The following is a 14,435-nucleotide window of genomic DNA, read 5'->3' as shown; positions in this document are numbered from 1 at the left end:
AACTCCACATTTAATAAAGGGCGAAGTGAACCCGTAGCGTCGGGAGCGTTAGTGTCCTTTCAGCCCACGACCCTAGGCATCCCGGAGGAGGTTAAGAAGGAGCTCATAAGCGACCCTATAGCGCGCAAGATCCTAATTACGATATTCAAGATGGGTTCGGTTAGGCCCAAGATAGGGCTGGAGACCGGAATTAGGTACCCTCCCTTCGAGGACTTGCCCAACTGGAGGAGCACGATTGAAAAGCTCATAAGGTACAAGTTGGTCGACAAGTCGATTGTGGACAGGCTTATCCACTGTCCGCGATGCGGCTCAATACACGTCTCCTCTAGGCTGCTCTGCCCCTGGTGTAAGAGCTTTAACATAGAGCCCACCTACATAATCCAGCACACCTTGTGTGGCTACATAGACACGGAGTCCAAGTTCAGGGACCCCAACACCGGCCAGCTGGTGTGCCCCAAGTGTAAGAGGCCCTTGAGGAAGGAGGGCCTCGACTACGTCGTCATAGGTAAGGTCTTCGAGTGCTTGAACTGTAAGAGGAAGAGCAACAAGCCGCTCATAGTGTTCTACTGTAGGAACTGCGGCCACCAGTTCGACTACCTCAATACCAGCTACGAGCCAGTGTACGAGTTCACCCTAACCCCCCTGGGCCAGAGGCTGTTGACCAGCGGGGAGCTGCACAAGCAAGACATAATTGAGGCCTTGAAGGAACTCGGCCTCATGGTGGAGAGCCCCGGCAAGGAGAGGGGGAGGAGCGGCATAGAGCACGTGTTCGACATAATCGCGAGGACCCCGCAAGGGCGCGTGTTGGCGATAGACTTCGCAGAGGAGAAGGACCCCTCGCTAGCGATAACCTCCAGAGTGCCCAAGGCCTTGGACACTGGCGTGGACCGTTACGTCATCATACTCCCGGCCAACGCCTTTGAGGCCTCAATGTTAGTCCAGATGAAGAACATAATAGTGCTGGACCTTACCGAACCTTACTTGGTCGAGAGGATAAAGAACATAGCGAAGGAGCTGCTGAAGAAGGAGGCGAAGGAGGTGGAGGTCACAGCAGAGGCCCCGCCGGAGCTCGGCGAGGAGGCCTTCTTCGGCGAGGAGATGTTGGGCGGCGAAGAGGAGGAGATACCGGAGGAGGGACTGCTGTTCGAGGAGGGCGGGGAGAGGAAAGAGGAAGAGGAGAAGGGAGGAGAGGAAAAAGGGAAGGAAGAGAAGAAAGAAGAGCTGCTGGCGGACGAGTTCTTCGGGGGATGAACGGCTTTTAGCGGTAAACGACCGGCTGGGATGACGGCTTCACGGACCGGTTGACCCCTTTTAAGATCCCGTTTCCGCGGCCTAGGGGACCAGTCGTGGAAACGTTAACGCGCTACCTCAGCGAGTTCAGACCTCTGGTCGACAAGAAGATCATGGAAGTCCTAGAGGGGAGCCCCAAGGAACTCTACGAGGCCGCGAGACACTTGCCCTCCAAGGGGGGCAAGAGGCTGAGGCCCGCCTTGGTCCTCTTGGTGAACAAGGCCCTCGGGGGCGAGGTGGAGGGCGCCTTGCCCGCCGCGGCCGCGGTGGAGCTCTTACACAACTTTACCCTGGTGCACGACGACATAATGGATAGGGACGAGTTGAGGCGGGGGGTGCCCACGGTCCACGTCCTCTACGGGGAGTCCATGGCCATACTCGCCGGCGACTTGCTCTACGCGAAGGCTTACGAGGCCTTGCTCCAGTCCCCCCAACCCCCGGACCTCGTAAAGGAGATGACGGAAGTGCTAACGTGGAGCGCCGTAACGGTCGCCGAGGGACAAGCCATGGACATGGAGTTCGAGAAGCGCTGGGACGTGACGGAGGAGGAGTACCTAGAGATGATAGAGAAGAAGACCGGCGCCCTCTTCGGCGCCTCCGCCGCGCTGGGGGCTTTGACAGCAAACAAGAGGGAGGTTAAGGACCTCATGAAGGAGTTCGGCCTAATACTCGGGAAGGCCTTCCAAATAAAGGACGACGTACTCTCGCTGTTGGGAGACGAGAAGGTCACCGGGAAGCCGAAGTACAACGACCTGAGAGAGGGAAAGAAAACGATACTCGTGATATACGCATTAAGGAACTTGCCGAGGGACGAGGCCGAGAGGGTGAAGTCGGTCTTAGGTAGGGAAACTTCTTACGAGGCGTTGGAAGAGGTCGCTGAACTGATAAAGAGGTCCGGTGCCCTCGACTACGCAATGAAGCTCGCCGAAGAGTTCGAGAAGAGGGCGTACGAGATATTGGAGACCGTGCGGTTCGAGGACGAGGAGGCAATGAGAGCGCTGAAAGAGCTCGTGGACTTTGCGGTTAAGAGGGAGTACTGATGGACCCCTACAAGTTCCCCCGGCTGTTCGTGGAGGGCAAGGAAGGGGAGGAGTACGCCGTGGTGGAGGGCGACGAAGTAGTTTTCGTTAAAGAGAAGGTCCCGGGCGCGTTGGGCAAGGTGCCCTACGAGATCCCCCTGGACGAGATAGTGGACAAGCTCAAGGAGGAGGCGAAGGTCACCTTCCTAATACACTTGCCTAACGAGGACAAGGCCATACTAGTCCCCAAGGGGAGCAAGGTGAAGCTCTTCAAGGTCTCCCACGTGAAGGTCGGAGTCACGGTAAAGGAGGGGGACGAGCTGGAGGAGGGAGACACCTACGCCTACGGCCTTACGGGCAAGGGAGAGGTGAGGAGGTTTAGGAGCATCGTCAAGGGGAAGGTGGTCATGGTTCACTGGGAACCGTACGGCGGGAGGGACGACTACCACGTCCTAGTAGTCCCCGAGGGAGCGAAGGAGTTGAGGACAAGAGCCCCAAGAGGCTGAGGGAGGCCGTGGAGGCCAACACCGTGGAGGTCAAGTTTATTATCCTCCAAACGGCCAAGCTCTCCGCCAGCTTGGGGTAGGCGAGCGTACAAGCGCTCTCCGGGAGCCCCACGCCCCCCGGGGTTATGGGGATCGCCGTCAGCGGGAGCGCGCTCGCGAAGACCAAAGTCCCCACAGTTCCGGCCCTCTCCAAGGCAGAAGCTATCACCCCGAAAGACATGACGTACAAGGCCACCCCCACTGTGGAGACTAGCACCGCCAAGCCGAAGGTCCCGTAGCCGGCCAGGCTTATCGCTTCCCTTATCCCCTCGCACAGCTCCCTAGCCTTTCCCTTGAGCGCCTTAGGGCAGTTGAGGGCGGGGACCAAGGAGCCCCCGAGGGCTTGGGCCACCCCCATGAGGACGGGGAAGATCAGGGGTGCCACGTTAACTTTGAAGCCGCCCAGCCATAGCATCGCGAAGGCCACGAAGGAGTTTACCCCTATAGCTACCGCTTCCGAGGTGGTCTCCAGCACGTTTACTGCGATCGACTTATTTATGCCGAACTTCTTGGATAGTGTGCTTATTCTCAACACCTCGCCCCCGTAGAAGCCCGGCGTCAAGGCGGCCAAGAGCCTGGACGCCTCCCATACGAGTAAGGAATCCTTCAGGCTGAGCTCCTCCCCCACCCCTTTGGTGAGGAGCTTCAACCTGAAGGCCCTCACGGCGTCTGACAAGGCGCTGAGGGCCACCGAAGCTACGACCGCGTACAAGGGGACCTTGCAGAACGCGCCCAAGTCCACCCCGGCGAGCTTGATGTAAATCCACATGACAGCTGCGGTGATCGCCAGCCCCAGTGCTATTCTCTTCCACAACTCCCCTTACCCTACCCCTCCGGCTTAGAAATTAAGCCCTTTTTCGAGGCGGCGGCGGGGCTTGGGTTGGAGTGCAGCGGCAAGGTTACCGACATACAGAAGGGTAAGATACCATACACCAACATATTGGTGTTTGAGTGCGACGACAAGAAGGTGGAAATGCTGTTACACGAGGACTTGATAACGTTCGTAAAGGGCGAGGCCGCGAGGTTCGTAGTGAGCGAGGAGGTGCCGCAGTTCAAGCAAGGGGTGGACTTCTGCGGCAGGGGAGTTCTGGTGAGGGACGACGGCGACAAGAAGCTGTTCTCAATAGGGGGCTTCGTGGTCGTGCTGCACAACTTCCAAGAGAAGTTTAAAGAAAACGTGAAGTACTACATATGCCTAATGAAGGAGGAATAAGCCTTGAGGGCCTCCTACAAGGCCGGCCAGTGCGGGGCCAGAGTGCTGGTGATAAAGGACTTAGGGATAGAGACTCCGGTCGCCAACGCGAGGGAGCTCTGCGGGGAGCTCAAGTGTTGTGAGGCGAAGGACGAGTGCGAGGCCGCCTTGAAGGTCCTCTCCGGGTGCGACGTGGTGATCGGCCCCGAGAGGGTGGAGAGGGCCTTGAGGTACGCGAGGGCCCTAATACCGATAGGGCGCTTCTTCCAGTACGCCGACTTCGTCTGCCGGACCACCTCCCGGGGGCTGGAGATGTTGAGGAGGCTGAAGCTCGAGTGTCCGGACTACTCCTACCCTAGAGCGCTCTTCGTGGCGGACTCCCTCTCACCGTCGGTCCACTTCCTAATGGAGTCGTTGAGGAGGGCGAGGGAGGTGGGCGAGGGAGAGGTGGAGGCGGGCTGCGGGCTCAAGGTGCCCGAGGGGCTGGAGGGGGCTTACCCCTTTTCACAAATAGAGTGCCCGCAGCCCTTGCCCAAAGACTTGGCGGAGAAGTTAAAGGACTACATGTAGTGAGACTCCCTCCCGGTGGCCCCGGACTCCAACATCTTCCGGAGCCTCTCCAGCTCCGACTCTATGCTCTCGGCCCTCTCCACGAGCTCGCTCACGTCCAAGCTCAAGTCCACTATCCTCGCGAACTCTTGAAGTCCGACCGCCGAGGCCCTCGGGTCTTGTCTCATGGACTCACAGAAGGGCAATATCGCTAGAGCCTTCACGCCCCTAACCTCCGCGGAGGCCAGCAAGAGGGCCAGAGGGCCTATGACCTTGAGCCCCCCAGTCATGGGCTTGCCCTCCGGCAAGGGGCCGTCGTAGTGTCTAGTCTTGACCCACCTCAGCCTCTCCTTGGGCTCCTCCTTGTAGGAGTTGTCCAAGCCCCCGAAGGCGTAAATAGCTTCAACTCCCCTCTTCTTAGCCCACTTGACGACGTAGTCCGCGTAAGCGAACCTCTCCACCGTAACGGGTATCCACCTGTTCATTAAGATTAATATCTTCTTGCCATCCACTTCTTTGTAATAGAGCTCGAAGGGGAGCTCCAGCCCCCTCTCCTCCGAGTAGGACACTTGCTCCGGCAAGTACTTGGTGACGAAGTACCCTATCTTCTTAGGTTTTAGCTTGTTCAGCAAGAAGTCGGTAGCTATGAAGCCCACTAGGCCGAAGCCCATGAAGCCCGTGACGAGCAATGAGCCCTTGAGGTCCTCGGGCCCCTCGCCGGTGGGGACGAACTTGACCTTCCTCACGGCACCTTACCCCTAACCCTCGCGGCCTCGCCCAAATTAAGCTCCTTCATCTCCCTCCCGGACATCAGCGCCTTACCGAAGGCCACCAGCCGCGACTCGTATATTATTAAAACGTCTACGCCCCTCCTTATCCCCTCGTCTGCGTCTATCACGTGCTTGGCGAACACCGTTTTCTCGGGGACCTCGCTGACGTAGACCCTAGCTACCTTAGGGGGGAAGCAGCCCTCCAAGAAAGCGGCCCCCTCCGGGGAGAGGGTTACGGACATGTCGTTGGGCTTGATGGTGAAGAGCCTCTTCCCATTCATGAGGACGTAGCGCGGCTTCCCGGTCTTCGAGTACTTTACCGTCACCCCCTCCAAGCTACACTGGGGCTCGGCGCCGTAGATGTAGTGTAGCAAGCGCCTCAACAAGAGGGGATGAGGTGTCGATCGCCGCCCCGAGCGGTGAGGAGGGCTGGGATTCACTGACCCGCACCCCCACAAGCGTTGAGGAGCGCCGAGGAGAGCGCGTAGGCCAGCGCCCCGCCCAGCGCCCCTCCGAGCAAGACCAAGATGGGGCTCGCCACCCCTAACAAGTACACGGCCGAGAGGGTTAGGAGTGTGACCAACGAAACGGCGAAGGACGTGGAAAACGCGACGGCCAAGAGGGAGCAGTGGGCCCTCATGTTCCCTTGACCCCCAGCGGAGGGCCCCGGCGGAGTAAAAGCTTACGATAGGACCTCGCTCAGCATGTACGTCAAGAAAGCGGTCAACAGGCCGAGGAGCAAGGGGACAGCAGCGGCGTTGTACACGAAGGCCTCCCAGCCGGAGCTCAAGGACAGTGCCCCCAGCGCGGCGAAGGCCCCGCAGAGGGCCCCGGAGAGGGAAGCCACCAGCCTCTCGTCCAAGCTTCTCACCTCAGAACAAGCTCAACTTCGACAACAGTTTGTTGGCCTCCTCTAAGTCCTTAAACGTGTCCACGCTCTTCCAGAAGGCGTCCGGGTACTTAACGGCCACCAGCTTCCCCTCCTTGGCGAGCTGGGGGAAAGCGGTCTTCTCTATGTCCCCGCTCTCGGGTAAGTAATCGAATATCTCGTTCCTCATACAATATACCCCGGCGTTTATCCAGTAGTCGTGTATCTTCGGTTTCTCCTTGAATTCCTTAACTTTCCCACTCTCATCAGTTATCACTATTCCGTAGGGGGAGGGTAGGGGGACCAGCGACATGGCCGCTACCGCCTCGCTCTCCCTCAACGCGTCGCAGAGCTTGGTGACGTCCAAGTTCGTTATTATATCTCCGTTGGAAACTGCGAACATCTCTTCGTTTCTCAACGCGCTCTCAGCGTTCTTTATGGCCCCTCCGGTCCCCAAGGGCTCCTCCTCGACGACGTAAACTACCTTCACGCCGTACTTGCTGCCCGAGCCGACCAATTCTATTACTTTTTCCTTCAAGTAGCCCACTGCCATAACTATTTCATTTATTCCGTGTCTCTTGTATAGGTCGAATTGCCACGCCACTATGGGCTTCCCCGCCACTTGGAGCAAGGGCTTCGGCAACTCCTCGGTGAGGGGCTTCAGCCTCTTGCCGTACCCCCCGGCGAGTATCAACGCCTTCACGGAGGCCACCGTACTGGAGCCTATGCGAGCATTAATTTTGGTTCTCGCGTTGTGGTAAAGGAGGTATTAAGGGGTTGAGGAGAGGGCTAGTCATATTGGGCGTCGAACTCACTACCGACCAAATAATATTCTACGGCACGTTGTTCTTGTTGGCGCTCATATCGCTTTTGGCTGGTCTCTACTTAAAGATGAAATACGATGAATTCGTCAAGTTCTTGAACGAGACGGCCGTCGCCGCCATCACAGGGTGATAGACTTGTGTAGGATGTTAATGATGAAGGGGTTTTCGGAAGACTTGGTAAAGGCTTTGGTCGAGGCGGCGAGGGACGACCCCTACGGGGCGAGGAGGTGGAAGGGCAAGGAGCCCAACCACCCGGACGGCTGGGGCTTCGTGGGCGTGGAGGAGGGGAGGTTCGTCGAGTATAGGAGCACTAGGGCGGTGTGGGAGGACGAGAGGGGCCTCGAGTTCTTGAACAACAACTTCGGAACTTTGAACTTATTGCACGTGAGGAAGACGAGCATAAAGGGGACCGAGGCGCACCCGCAGAACGTCCAGCCCGTGGGAGTTCTGAACGTGTTGTGGATAGGCTACAACGGCACCATAGACCCCTCCACCCTAGAGGCGCCCTACCCCATAAGGAGGATGATGAGTTCTGGAACCTTAGCCGACACCGCCGCGGTGGCGTGGGCGGTTATGGAGAACTACAGCGAGGACCCCCTCCTCACCGCGATGAGGGTGAAGGGCTGGCTCGAGGAGGTCCTCCCGGAGGGGAGCGGGGCCGCGGTCTTCTTCGTGGACGTCTACGGCAACGCGGGCTACGCGTGGGAGTGCAAAGAGTGCAAGAAAGAGGAGCTAGATTATTATAAAATATACTTTTATGAGGTCGGGAGCGTGAAGGCTGTCGCCTCGAGCACCGTGGCCCTAAAACACGGGGAGAAGAACTGGAGGGAGGCCCCGAAGTACGGGAGTCTTTAGACCCTGCTGGTGTTGGGGATGGAGACGCTGGGGAACTCCGCCTCCACTTGCCTCTCCGCCAAGGTCCTCGCCTCCTCCAGTATCTTCCTCGCCTCCCTGTCCAGCACCACGTCCGCCTCCGCCGCTCCGTAGAAGCTCATCTCGTCCACCGCCTCCTCCAGCTCCTCGTGTATCTTGCTCAGCTCTATCCCTAACTCCGGCACCTCCTTTAGCAGCTGGGCCTTCAGCATGCCCAACACCGGCACCACCGGCGCCAGAGTGGTCGCCACGTCGCCTATCGTCAAGAACAGTTCCATCCTGTACTTGACCCTCTCGAGGGCCAGCTGCGTAGTCATTAGAGTCTTCGCTATCTTCCTTATTTCAGCTATCTCGCTGGCCAGTATCTTAGCTCTCAGCTCGTCGTGGTTTACTATGCTGTCCACCAGCTTGTTGAACAACCTCTCGTCCCTCTCCTTCAACTTGTTTATGGTGTAACCTATCCTGTCTATCTGCTTCTCTATCAGATACCTGGCCTTGAACACCTTCTTCTTGAGCGGCTCCTCGCTCTCCTTGGTGCCGAATATCAAGAACTTCCTGCCGCCCTTGCTCCCCTCTTCCCATATCCTGCTGAACCTAACTATCGCGTCCATCCGACGCTCCCGTTGGGGGTATAGCTACCGAAGAAAGCTTAAAAGGGACCTATTGCGGTATCATCCGCCCCCCAAGCTTTAAACCCTCGCCTACACAGCTCCCGTTTTATGCTCGCGCGGCCCAACGCCCCCGGGGGCCGACGGTGGCCAAGTGGATAGTCGGGAGCGCGTGGCCCTACGTCAACACCGTGCCTCACTTAGGTAACTTGATCGGGTCCGTACTGTCCGCCGACGTGTTCGCTAGGTTCTTGAGGCTTATGGGAGAGGACGTAGTGTTCGTCTCCGGCAGCGACGAGCACGGGACCCCCATAGAGGTGGAGGCCCGGAAGAGGGGGGTGGAGCCCAAGGAGCTGACCGACAAGGTGCACGAGTACGTAAAGAAGCTGTTCGAGAAGTACTTGATATCCTTCGACAATTACACGCGCACCCACAACCCGGTGCACATGGAGTTCGTGAGGGAAACGTTTATGAAGATATACGAGAACGGCTACATATTCACGCAAGAGATGGTCATGCCCTACTGCCCCAAGGACAAGATGTTCTTGCCCGACAGGTTTACGGTGGGCACTTGCCCCTACTGCGGGGCCCCGGACGCCAGGGGGGACCAGTGCGAGAGGTGTGGAAAGCTCTTGGACCCCCCGGACTTGGTCAACCCCCGCTGCGCCTTCTGCGGCTCCAGGCCGGTCTGGAGGAAGACCTTGCACTGGTTCTTCGACTTGCCTAAGGCCGCGGAGGGGTTGGTGGAGTGGCTGGAAAGGAGCGAGCTGCCCAACAACGTTAAGAAGTTCACCTTGAACTGGGTGAAGGAGGGCCTCACGCCGAGGTCTGTCACTAGGGACAACAAGTGGGGCATACCCGCCCCGTTCCCGGGGGCGGAGGGCAAGACCATCTACGTTTGGTTCGAAGCGGTCTTGGGTTACCTCTCCGCAGTTAAGGAGTTGGACGTCAAGAACGGGACGAACTTGTTCGAGGAGTTCTGGAAGGACATCAACTCCAGGCCGGTATACTTCATAGGGAAGGACAACATACCCTTCCACTCCATAATACTCCCGGCCCTCTTAAAGGCGACCGGCGAGGAGTACCCGCTCCCCTACAACATATCCGCGACGGAGTACCTCATGTACGAGGGCCAGAAGTTCAGCAAGAGGAGGAGGGTGGGCGTTTGGATAGACGAGGCGCTGGAGGTGGTGCCCAACCCGGACTACTGGAGGTTCGCGTTGATTAGAATGAGGCCCGAGGAGAGGGACACAAACTTCACTTGGAGGGAGTTCTACAGGATAGTGAACAGCGAGCTGAACGACGACATAGGCAACTTCGCCCACAGGGTGTTAACTTTCGTGGAGAGGCGCTTCGGAGGCTCGGTCCGCGGGAGGGTGGACGAGGAGGTCAAGAAGAGCATAGCCGAGTTGCACGAGAAGTACGTGAAGGCCATGTATAAGGTGAAGTTGAAGGAAGCGTCCGGCTTAGTCTTGGAAATGGCCAGGTTAGGTAACAAGTACTTGAACGAGAAGGAGCCTTGGAGGCTCTTGAAGGAGGGGAAGGAGGAAGAGGCGAGGGACGTCATGTATACGTGCTTGTTCATACTTAGGGAGGTCGCCCTTCACTTGGCGCCCTTCGCGCCCTCGGCGGCGGAGGAGCTGTGGAAGATGATAGGCGAGCCCGGGAGCGTGCACGAGAGGGGCAAGCTCCTCACCAGCGGTTCCGAGCCCGCGGGGGAGGTCAAAGAGCCCAAGCCGCTGTTCCAGAAGCTGCCCAAGGACTTCCTCGAGAGGGTGGACGAGCTGTTGGAGGAGGCTCGGAGAAAAGTTGAAAAGCTCCGCCCCATCTGACTAACTGGTAAGGAAACAGTTAATAATGGCGTGCTCTTAGTTAGCGTGAGGAACTCCCATGCCAGAGACCCGTGCCCTGCACGAGGGCAACAAGAACTCTTTCAAGCTCATGAAGAATTTTGAAGAGGCCCTAAAGGTGATAAAGGAGAGGGACGTACCCCTCTCCTCTCTCACCTTGGCCTCCATGCTGGCGTCCTTGAACGAGTTGGGGCTGCTCAACCAAGGCACGGTAGGGGTGCTCTCCAAGTACTTCACCCCCCGGATCTTGGCCTACTTCGTAGCCCACGGGCTCGTGGACCCGAAAAAGGGTATAGAAGAAAACTTGAAGGTGATGTTCTCCGAGTACGGGTACTCGGAGGACGAGTACGAGGTGGAGGCTAACGAGAACTCCTTAAAGATTTCGGTTGTTACCAAGAGGTGTAAGATCTGCCCCAAGGGGGTTGGCGGGGCGGAGCTGGAGGGAGCGGCTTGCCCGTTGCCCTACATGGTCGCCGCGGCGCTGACCCTCATGGACGGGAGGGAGTGGAGGCCCAAGCTAGTGTCCAACGGGGGTAGGATGAAGGCCGTGGTGAAGGAGGACGAAAGGTGCGTCACCGTCATCGAGAGGACTTGAGGTAGTACCTCTCGAACTCCTCCTTGTTGGCCTCCAAGTACTCCCTAAAGGCCTCCCTGCTCAAGGCATCTGCCTCCTCGTTGAGCTCCCTCGGAACCCACTGGAGCTCCGCCTTAAACTTGGACAAGAGCTCCTTGGCCCTCTTGTAGAGCGGCGCTATCCTCGGGGACCTCACCTTGTACTCGCCCCTCAGCTGCCTTATCGCCAGCTGGGAGTCCCCCTTTACTACCACCTCAGCCCCCTCCAAGCCCTTCTCGAGCAAACACTCCAACGCCTTTATCAAGGCCGTGTACTCCGCTACGTTGTTGGTAACGTCGTCGCCCCTGGCGCCCACTCCAACCAAGCCCTTGCCGGAGCAAAGGACCTTCCCTCCCTCCTTAACCACGAAGCCGTAGGTGGCCACCCCTCCGGGGTTCACTGGCTCGCAGAGGCCGTCGAAGTAGAGCTCGAGTCGGCGAGACTTGCCGCCGCTCACCCCTTGCTCACCCTCGTCCTTCCTCATCCCCCTCCAGAAACGCTTTTAACCGGAAATAAGGAACGCGTTCCGGAGGCTGCGGCGGTCGTCTAGCCTGGACTAGGATGCCGGCCTCCCAAGCCGGTGATCCCGGGTTCAAATCCCGGCCGCCGCACCAAAGGCCCTCCGCCTACGAGCAGTTTACACCTTCCCGCTCCCGAGCGCCTTGGGAGGACCTCCTCCCTCGGGGAGCTGGCCTTGGAGGCTATGCCTCAAAGCTTGTTGTCGGATGCGCCGGGCGGTTCGACGGGGTTGAAGCCAGTGCTCCCGGGAGGGTCTTGAAGGGCGCGGCCAGGGTCACCTTGGAGGGACTCGGCGCACAAATAATCATCCCCGAGATGGAAATAAAAGACGAGAAGGTCATAGGGGTCGGCATAAAGGGGGGACGTCGCTTACGTGGCCGACGCCGGCGGGATGGAGGAGAAGTTAAAGAAGGCCTTGAGGGTAAGGGAGGTAATGCCGCTCCGGGTCGGGTGAGGGTCCCCGACCTCCAACCCTTTTGCGGTTCACAAGCTTCCTATCCCTTTGCCCTATAGAATAGGAAAGTATGACTCCTTCGATGCTTTTCTTGTTTCTTTTTCAGTCTATTAGCATTACAAATCACCAAACCTTTGTATTTTACTCATTTCCTTTTCATCTTTGCCCACATGGGAACATCCTATATTCGAAAGCGCACCATTACTATTCACTCTCTCAAACCCCCTTATATCTTTTCATGGGAACGCTGAAGATCGTGGAGGGAAGGGCAGAGGAAAAATTTCTCGAATAAAGGGAAAAACGTGGAGAATTGTAAACTCGCAGTAGAACGCAATTCTTTTAAGGGAAAGACCTTGGAGCTTTATATGGAAGGCTTCGGTGGAGTCTCAAGAGAGGATAGAAAAATACCATTATTCTGGCTCCGAAAAAGATTTTTTCTATAAGAGAGTCGAGGAGCCTAACAATCTAGGCCTAGGAATAATGCAAAGATAGACGACGCGGGCGGGGACCTTTCTCACCGACCTCCATGAAGGACCTTTCAAGAATGAACGAAAGACAAACCGGCCCGGGGTACTTTGAAGGGCCTCGGGAAGAGGGACCCCCAAGGATACTACGTAATAGTAGCGAAGGAGGGTGCCGAGGACCTCTTACCTCCAGAGGCCCTAGTCGAGAGGGTCGGCGACAAGATCTTGATCCGCTTGAAGTCGCGCTCCCTAGCCCTCAAGGTTCTTAGGACCCTCGAGGCGGCCGGCCTGTTGGACGAGCCTTGAAGGTAACAGTGGTTTACTACCCCGGGGACCCCGCTGCTAAGGGGGCGGCCGAGGCTCTGGAGAGGGAATACGGGATCAAGGCTTTGGAGCTGCCGGAGGACCCACCTTTCTTCGACTTCAACTCGCTCGCCGGCGATGCCTTCATCGTGCTTTCGAGACATTCCAGCGAGAAGAGGGTGAAGGCATTCACAGTCCACCACACCGGCAACTTCGGGGAGGCGAAGCTGGGAGGGGAGCCCAAGAGGCTCGGGGTCGCCTACCCCTCCCTCGCTTGCTCCTTGTTGAGGGCAATGAACGCCTTCCGGAGGGAGGGCTACGACGTGACTTACGAGGCTACCCACCACGGGCCCACCAGCGACAAGCCATTGGTCTTCGCCGAGATAGGCTCCGTGAAGGAGGACTGGGAGGACCCGGCGAACCACGAGGTCTTGGCCAAGGCGGTGGCCTCGTGGGAGGAGCACCGCTGCGAGGCGCCCAAGGCCGTTTGGGTTGGAGGCCCCCACTACTCCAAGAGGGCTACAAAGAGGTGCTTGGAGGGCGAGGCGTGCTTCGGCCACATTGCCCCTAAGTACGCCCTTGACCACTTGGACGAGGACTTGTTGAGGCAGATGGTGGAGAGGAGCTTCGAGAGGCCCGAAAGGGCCTACGTGGAGAAGAAGTCCTTGAAGTCCGAGCTCAGGTTGAGGGTCGTCAAGGCTTTGGAGGACCTCGGCCTAGAGGTCCTCGTGGTTTGAAGTTCAGAAATTATCCTTTTTTCGAGCCTGGGTTTAAAAAGGGTGTTAATATTTCTTTTGGTCTTCTGGCGAGTACCTTCAATTCTAAAATGCTTTTGGATAGTTCTTATTGGTCGGAAGGAGCGTCATGTTCAAACTGAGGGTTTATTTGGAAACGTCGGGAGGGGAACTCTTCGAGTACAGCGGGCTCCTCACGAAATTGATAGCTGAGGAAATAGCGTCCAACATCTTACACGTCTCTCCCCTCTACAGCATCGACGGGAAGACAATTTACCCGAAAGTTATGGTGGACTGCTCGTTCTGTAAGGTAGAGGCCCCCAAGTCCCTCTTACCCGTCAAGCTTCCCGAGAAGGGATACTTCGAGATGACCGTTTTGAACTTCCCTAAGACAATTACAAGCGAGGTCAAGGTCATCTTAGGTAATAAGGTCTACGAAATAAGGATAGAAGGGGTAGAAGAGATAATAACTGACGTGGGTTACGGTTCAAAATTAATAATAAAGTTCAACGGGCCGGTGATAATTAAGAAGGGAAAGGCCCCGTTCAACCTCCGCTTCCTTCCCCTCCCCTCTTATCTCTTCTCCCCCTACGTTAGCAACCCCAAGGCGCTCCTAAAGCTGGACGAAATATTTGTTGAAGACCACTCCATCCTCCACAGCGTCGGTAAGGTTTGGTACTTGTACAGGGGTAAGTGGAGGCCCGGGCTGACGGGGGTGGCTCTGTTCCACGTGGTGGAAGAGCTCCCGGGCTGGGTCTTGGAGATACTTAGGAAGGGGGCGCTCTTGGGCGTGGGCTTCCGGAGGAGGGAGGGCTTCGGAAACGTTACCCTGGAGCTCTTCGATTGAGGGGGCCTCAGCGTCACCCTCTGTCCTCACCGATCGAACCAGCTCACCCTCACCTCATCGGCCTTCGAGTGCTACCATGGTACCAATCTTTTTAAGTCGACACCGACTAGCCC

20 protein-coding genes and 1 tRNA gene are annotated in these 14,435 nt (G+C 57.5%); 13 read left to right on the top strand and 8 right to left on the bottom strand.

Going from position 1 to position 14,435, the window contains the following annotated elements; translation table 11 throughout:
- The first annotated feature begins 51 nt into the window (after positions 1-51).
- The 3 genes from IGNI_RS06015 to IGNI_RS06005 all read left to right on the top strand — a co-directional run bounded on the left by IGNI_RS06015 (position 52) and on the right by IGNI_RS06005 (position 2,815).
- A complete protein-coding gene (locus IGNI_RS06015) occupies positions 52-1,251 on the top strand; it encodes a TackOD1 domain-containing metal-binding protein (protein ID WP_012123310.1) in 1,200 nt (399 codons plus the stop codon).
- Between the two features lie 95 nt (positions 1,252-1,346).
- On the top strand, positions 1,347-2,330 hold the full coding sequence (locus tag IGNI_RS06010) for a polyprenyl synthetase family protein (protein WP_012123309.1): 984 nt from the start codon (positions 1,347-1,349) through the stop codon (positions 2,328-2,330).
- Entirely contained in the window at positions 2,330-2,815 is a 486-nt protein-coding gene (locus IGNI_RS06005; protein WP_012123308.1) for a DUF2118 domain-containing protein, read from the top strand. Before IGNI_RS06010 ends, IGNI_RS06005 begins: the two co-directional genes overlap by 1 nt.
- On the opposite strand, the gene IGNI_RS07585 is transcribed toward IGNI_RS06005, so the two are convergent.
- Positions 2,715-3,668 (bottom strand): lysylphosphatidylglycerol synthase transmembrane domain-containing protein, encoded by a 954-nt coding sequence (locus tag IGNI_RS07585; RefSeq protein WP_012123307.1) that lies wholly within the window; start codon positions 3,666-3,668, stop codon positions 2,715-2,717. The genes IGNI_RS06005 and IGNI_RS07585 overlap by 101 nt on opposite strands.
- Positions 3,669-3,734: 66 nt before the next feature.
- On the opposite strand from IGNI_RS07585, the gene IGNI_RS05995 reads away from it, so the two are divergent.
- Together IGNI_RS05995 and IGNI_RS05990 are read left to right on the top strand one after the other, a co-directional pair.
- Complete coding sequence (locus IGNI_RS05995) at positions 3,735-4,067, top strand: DNA-directed RNA polymerase subunit G (protein ID WP_012123306.1); 333 nt, start codon at positions 3,735-3,737, stop codon at positions 4,065-4,067.
- A gap of 3 nt (positions 4,068-4,070) precedes the next feature.
- The gene (locus IGNI_RS05990) at positions 4,071-4,616 is read left to right on the top strand and encodes a hypothetical protein (RefSeq protein WP_012123305.1); all 546 of its coding nucleotides are present in this window, start codon (positions 4,071-4,073) and stop codon (positions 4,614-4,616) included.
- Here the strand turns inward: IGNI_RS05990 and IGNI_RS05985 are convergent.
- From IGNI_RS05985 to IGNI_RS05965, 5 genes are all read right to left on the bottom strand, one after another.
- On the bottom strand, positions 4,607-5,341 hold the full coding sequence (locus IGNI_RS05985) for a proteasome assembly chaperone family protein (protein WP_012123304.1): 735 nt from the start codon (positions 5,339-5,341) through the stop codon (positions 4,607-4,609). The two genes, IGNI_RS05990 and IGNI_RS05985, sit on opposite strands and share 10 nt — an antisense overlap.
- Complete coding sequence (locus IGNI_RS05980) at positions 5,338-5,739, bottom strand: PUA domain-containing protein (protein ID WP_052570285.1); 402 nt, start codon at positions 5,737-5,739, stop codon at positions 5,338-5,340. Before IGNI_RS05980 ends, IGNI_RS05985 begins: the two co-directional genes overlap by 4 nt.
- A 62-nt stretch (positions 5,740-5,801) precedes the next feature.
- Positions 5,802-6,005 carry a hypothetical protein gene (locus tag IGNI_RS05975; RefSeq protein WP_012123302.1) on the bottom strand — a complete coding sequence of 68 codons (204 nt, stop codon included), beginning with the start codon at positions 6,003-6,005 and terminating at the stop codon, positions 5,802-5,804.
- 42 nt (positions 6,006-6,047) lie between these two features.
- Entirely contained in the window at positions 6,048-6,227 is a 180-nt protein-coding gene (locus tag IGNI_RS05970; protein WP_012123301.1) for a hypothetical protein, read from the bottom strand.
- A 10-nt stretch (positions 6,228-6,237) separates the two neighbouring features.
- Positions 6,238-6,936, bottom strand: a complete 699-nt coding sequence (locus tag IGNI_RS05965) for a nucleotidyltransferase family protein (RefSeq protein WP_012123300.1) — start codon at positions 6,934-6,936, stop codon at positions 6,238-6,240.
- Positions 6,937-7,010: 74 nt separating this feature from the next.
- Here IGNI_RS05965 and IGNI_RS07815 point away from each other — a divergent pair, with 74 nt between their 5' ends.
- Positions 7,011-7,187 carry a hypothetical protein gene (locus IGNI_RS07815; RefSeq protein WP_012123299.1) on the top strand — a complete coding sequence of 59 codons (177 nt, stop codon included), beginning with the start codon at positions 7,011-7,013 and terminating at the stop codon, positions 7,185-7,187.
- A 5-nt stretch (positions 7,188-7,192) separates the two neighbouring features.
- Positions 7,193-7,912 (top strand): class II glutamine amidotransferase domain-containing protein, encoded by a 720-nt coding sequence (locus IGNI_RS05960; protein WP_148202271.1) that lies wholly within the window; start codon positions 7,193-7,195, stop codon positions 7,910-7,912.
- Here the strand turns inward: IGNI_RS05960 and IGNI_RS05955 are convergent.
- Positions 7,909-8,541: a Snf7 family protein gene (locus tag IGNI_RS05955; protein WP_012123297.1), complete on the bottom strand. Its 633-nt coding sequence runs from the start codon at positions 8,539-8,541 to the stop codon at positions 7,909-7,911. The two genes, IGNI_RS05960 and IGNI_RS05955, sit on opposite strands and share 4 nt — an antisense overlap.
- A gap of 143 nt (positions 8,542-8,684) precedes the next feature.
- Here IGNI_RS05955 and metG point away from each other — a divergent pair, with 143 nt between their 5' ends.
- Positions 8,685-10,370 (top strand): methionine--tRNA ligase, encoded by a 1,686-nt coding sequence (gene metG / locus IGNI_RS05950; protein ID WP_012123296.1) that lies wholly within the window; start codon positions 8,685-8,687, stop codon positions 10,368-10,370.
- Between the two features lie 58 nt (positions 10,371-10,428).
- Positions 10,429-10,983: a hypothetical protein gene (locus IGNI_RS05945; RefSeq protein ID WP_012123295.1), complete on the top strand. Its 555-nt coding sequence runs from the start codon at positions 10,429-10,431 to the stop codon at positions 10,981-10,983.
- Here the strand turns inward: IGNI_RS05945 and rnhA are convergent.
- Positions 10,967-11,485 (bottom strand): ribonuclease HI, encoded by a 519-nt coding sequence (gene rnhA, locus IGNI_RS05940; protein WP_083756929.1) that lies wholly within the window; start codon positions 11,483-11,485, stop codon positions 10,967-10,969. The genes IGNI_RS05945 and rnhA overlap by 17 nt on opposite strands.
- Positions 11,486-11,536: 51 nt before the next feature.
- Between rnhA and IGNI_RS05935 the strand changes: the two genes are divergently transcribed.
- The 4 genes from IGNI_RS05935 (at position 11,537) to IGNI_RS05920 (ending at position 14,322) form a co-directional block, all read left to right on the top strand.
- A tRNA-Gly gene (locus IGNI_RS05935) sits at positions 11,537-11,615 on the top strand.
- A 934-nt stretch (positions 11,616-12,549) separates the two neighbouring features.
- Entirely contained in the window at positions 12,550-12,744 is a 195-nt protein-coding gene (locus tag IGNI_RS05930; protein ID WP_052570283.1) for a hypothetical protein, read from the top strand.
- Positions 12,741-13,478 (top strand): D-aminoacyl-tRNA deacylase, encoded by a 738-nt coding sequence (locus IGNI_RS05925; RefSeq protein WP_012123293.1) that lies wholly within the window; start codon positions 12,741-12,743, stop codon positions 13,476-13,478. The genes IGNI_RS05930 and IGNI_RS05925 overlap by 4 nt, the downstream gene beginning before the upstream one ends.
- 109 nt (positions 13,479-13,587) lie before the next feature.
- Positions 13,588-14,322, top strand: coding sequence for a hypothetical protein (locus tag IGNI_RS05920; RefSeq protein ID WP_148202270.1), 735 nt, complete (start codon positions 13,588-13,590; stop codon positions 14,320-14,322).
- Positions 14,323-14,435: the final 113 nt, after the last annotated feature.

This window comes from Ignicoccus hospitalis KIN4/I, from assembly GCF_000017945.1.
Classification (GTDB): domain Archaea; phylum Thermoproteota; class Thermoprotei_A; order Sulfolobales; family Ignicoccaceae; genus Ignicoccus; species Ignicoccus hospitalis.
Note: the sequence above shows the minus strand (reverse complement) of the source record. Positions and strands in the feature narration are given on the sequence as shown.

Bases quoted from the DNA above. Each gene is read 5' to 3' on its own strand.
- IGNI_RS06005 (WP_012123308.1), top strand. From the start codon at position 2,330: ATGGACCCCTACAAGTTCCCCCGGCTGTTCGTGGAGGGCAAGGAAGGG.
- IGNI_RS05975 (WP_012123302.1), bottom strand. From the start codon at position 6,005: ATGAGGGCCCACTGCTCCCTCTTGGCCGTCGCGTTTTCCACGTCCTTC.
- IGNI_RS05955 (WP_012123297.1), bottom strand. From the start codon at position 8,541: ATGGACGCGATAGTTAGGTTCAGCAGGATATGGGAAGAGGGGAGCAAG.
- IGNI_RS05945 (WP_012123295.1), top strand. From the start codon at position 10,429: ATGCCAGAGACCCGTGCCCTGCACGAGGGCAACAAGAACTCTTTCAAG.
- rnhA (WP_083756929.1), bottom strand. From the start codon at position 11,485: ATGAGGAAGGACGAGGGTGAGCAAGGGGTGAGCGGCGGCAAGTCTCGC.